This window comes from Streptomyces boncukensis (assembly GCF_011045075.1).
Lineage (GTDB): Bacteria > Actinomycetota > Actinomycetes > Streptomycetales > Streptomycetaceae > Streptomyces > Streptomyces boncukensis.
The window spans coordinates 1-2,646 of sequence record NZ_JAAKZZ010000754.1; the positions used below are offsets into that span (position 1 = coordinate 1).

The following is a 2,646-nucleotide window of genomic DNA, read 5'->3' on the forward strand; positions in this document are numbered from 1 at the left end:
CCGGGGGAGCGGTCGGGGCGCGGTCGGGGCGCGGGGTGAGCACGTCGTGCAGAGCGCGGCGGACCGCCAGGCGTATCGCGGCGACCGCGGGGTGGGGACCCATGTCCGATTCACTTCCTCATCAGGGAATCTGAGGGGCTTACGGGATATGAGGGGTGGCGGGGGATGGTGAAGCGAGCACGAGCGGATTCTCGTTACGCTATGTGCACTGATGGTGACAGAGAAGTGCGGTGTTCCCCGAGCATCGCACGCATACCCGGCCCTCACGGTCCCTCAGAAGGGTGATTGGCGAGGATTCGTGTAGCCGTCAATCGGCCTTTCGGTGCACCCTCGCCACCCAGTCCGCGGGTTTCGCGATCTCCGCCTTGGTGGGCAGCGTGTTGGGAGAGGTCCACACCCGGTTGAACCCGTCCATCCCGACCTCGTCCACCACGGCCCGTACGAAGCGCTCGCCCTCGCGGTACTGCCGCAGCTTCGCATCCAGCCCGAGCAGCTTGCGCAGCGCCTGGTCCAGCCGCCCGGCGCCGGTGGCGCGGCGCTTCTGGAACTTCTCCCGGATCTCCGCGACGGACGGCACGACGCCGGGGCCCACCCCGTCCATCACATAGTCGGCGTGCCCCTCCAGCAGGGACATCACGGCCGTCAGCCGGCCGAGGATCTCCCGCTGCCCCGGGGTCTGCACCAGCTCGACAATGCTGCCGCGGGTGTCGGACGCCTCGTCCCCGGCGTCCTCCTCCGCCGCGTCCGGCCGGTTGCCGGTCAGCGACTGGGCCGCCTCGCGCAGCCGCTCCAGCAGGGTGGAGGGGTCGATCTCGGTCTCGCCGAGGAACGACTGGATCTCCATCTGGATGTGGTCCCGCAGCCAGGGCACCGCGGTGAACTGGGTGCGGTGCGTCTCCTCGTGCAGACAGACCCACAGCCGGAAGTCGTGCGGCGCGACGTCGAGTTCGCGCTCGACATGCACGATGTTCGGCGCCACGAGCAGCAGCCGCCCGCCGCTCTCCGTGGCGCCCGGCAGCTCGCGCGAGGCCGGCGCGAACGTCTCGTACTGCCCGAGGACGCGCGACGAGAGGAACGACAGCAGCATGCCGACCTCGACACCGGTGACCTTGCCGCCGACCGCGCCGAGCACGGCGCCGCCGGGAATGTTCGCGCGGCGCTCCTCGACCTTGCCGAGGAGCGGCTGCAGCAGTTCGCGGAAGCCCGCCACGTTCGCCCGGACCCAGCCGGGGCGGTCGACGACGAGGACAGGCGTGTCCGCGTCCTCGGGGTTCGCCGCCTCCAGCCGCGTGAAGCCGCGCACATGCTCCTCGGACGCCTTCGCGTGCCGACGCAGCTCAGCGACGATGTCGCGGGCCTCGTCCCTGCTGACTTCGGGCCCCGGCCGCACGAGCCGGGTCGCGGTCGCGACCGCGAGATTCCAGTCGACCATCTCCACACCACCGAGGCTCGTCATGACTTCACGGTACGTGCCGTGGCCGCGGAGCGGGAGGCAACGGGGGGACCACTCGCCCCCTAGGGGTGCCCGCTCGCGGGGCGCGGGGAACTGCGCGAGGGGCCTCCCCCAGGCTCTCGGCTTCGCCCCGGTCGGGGAACCGGGAGTCAGCGGCCGGACTGGGACTCCCGGCAGCCGCAGTTCGCCAGCGCCGACGCCAGCTCGTCCAGCGACTCCTGCGCCGCGTCGCGGTCCCGCGTACCGGAGGTCAGGAAGGCGAAGGCCAGCATCCGGCCGTCGGCGTCCACGACGGTGCCCGCGAGGGTGTTCACACCGGTCAGGGTGCCGGTCTTGGCCCGGACGAGCCCGGCCCCGGTCCGCTCGCGGGCGCTGTCGTAGCGCCCGCCGAGGGTGCCGGTGAAGGCGGCGACCGGCATCCCGGTGAGCACGGGCCGCAGCTCGGGCCGGCCGGGGTCGGCGGCGAGCGCGAGCAGCCGGGTGAGCAGCGCGGCGGTCACCTTGTCGGCGCGGTCGAGCCCGCTGCCGTCGGCGAAGCGGGCGCCTTCCACCGGCAGGCCGAGCCGCTCCAGCCGCTTCTTGACGGCCTTCTCGGCCCCCGCGAAGCCGGCGGGCTCGCCGGCGGCGATGGCGGTCTGGCGGGCGAGCGCCTCGGCGATGTCGTTGTCGCTGTGCGTCAGCATCCGTTCGACCAGCGCGCGCAGCGGCGCGGACCGGTGGACGGCCAGCTCCCGGGCGTCCCCGGGCGCCTCCTTCAGCTCGGCGGGCCCGGTGAGCGCGACGCCGCCCGCCTCCAGCCGCTTGCCGAACGCCTCCACGGCCTGGCCCGCCGGATCCCCGGCACGCGGCGCGGGGCCGTTCTCCGAGTCGTCCAATCGCCCCTCGTCGAGCATCAGCGGGGTGACGGGGGCGAGGTTCTCGTTCGGGCCGATGGGGTGCTGGTCGGTGCCCTCGTAGCGGGAGACGTCGTAGCGGAGGGTGACCTTCTCGGTGCCGCGCTTGTGCAGCGCGCGGACGGTGTCCTCGGCGAGCTCTCCGAGGTCGTCCTCGCTGAGCGTGGGGTCGCCGCCGCCGACGAGGGTGACGGCGCCGTCGTCCGCGTCCGCGACGACCCGGGTGGGGATCCGGTGGTTCTCGCCCCGCGCGCTCAGCACGGCGACGGCGGTGGCCAGCTTGACGGTGGAGGCGGGGGT

2 protein-coding genes and 1 pseudogene are annotated in these 2,646 nt (G+C 73.3%); all 3 read right to left on the bottom strand.

The window, feature by feature from the left end; all coding sequences use genetic code 11:
- Window positions 1-103: pseudogene (locus G5C65_RS39845) on the bottom strand (tRNA lysidine(34) synthetase TilS); the annotation flags it as partial.
- Window positions 104-307: 204 nt separating this feature from the next.
- Window positions 308-1,456 carry a zinc-dependent metalloprotease gene (locus G5C65_RS35160; protein ID WP_165303117.1) on the bottom strand — a complete coding sequence of 383 codons (1,149 nt, stop codon included), beginning with the start codon at window positions 1,454-1,456 and terminating at the stop codon, window positions 308-310.
- A 146-nt stretch (window positions 1,457-1,602) separates the two neighbouring features.
- Window positions 1,603-2,646 (bottom strand): D-alanyl-D-alanine carboxypeptidase/D-alanyl-D-alanine endopeptidase (gene dacB, locus G5C65_RS35165; protein WP_165303118.1); only part of this gene is annotated, 1,044 nt, incomplete at its 5' end.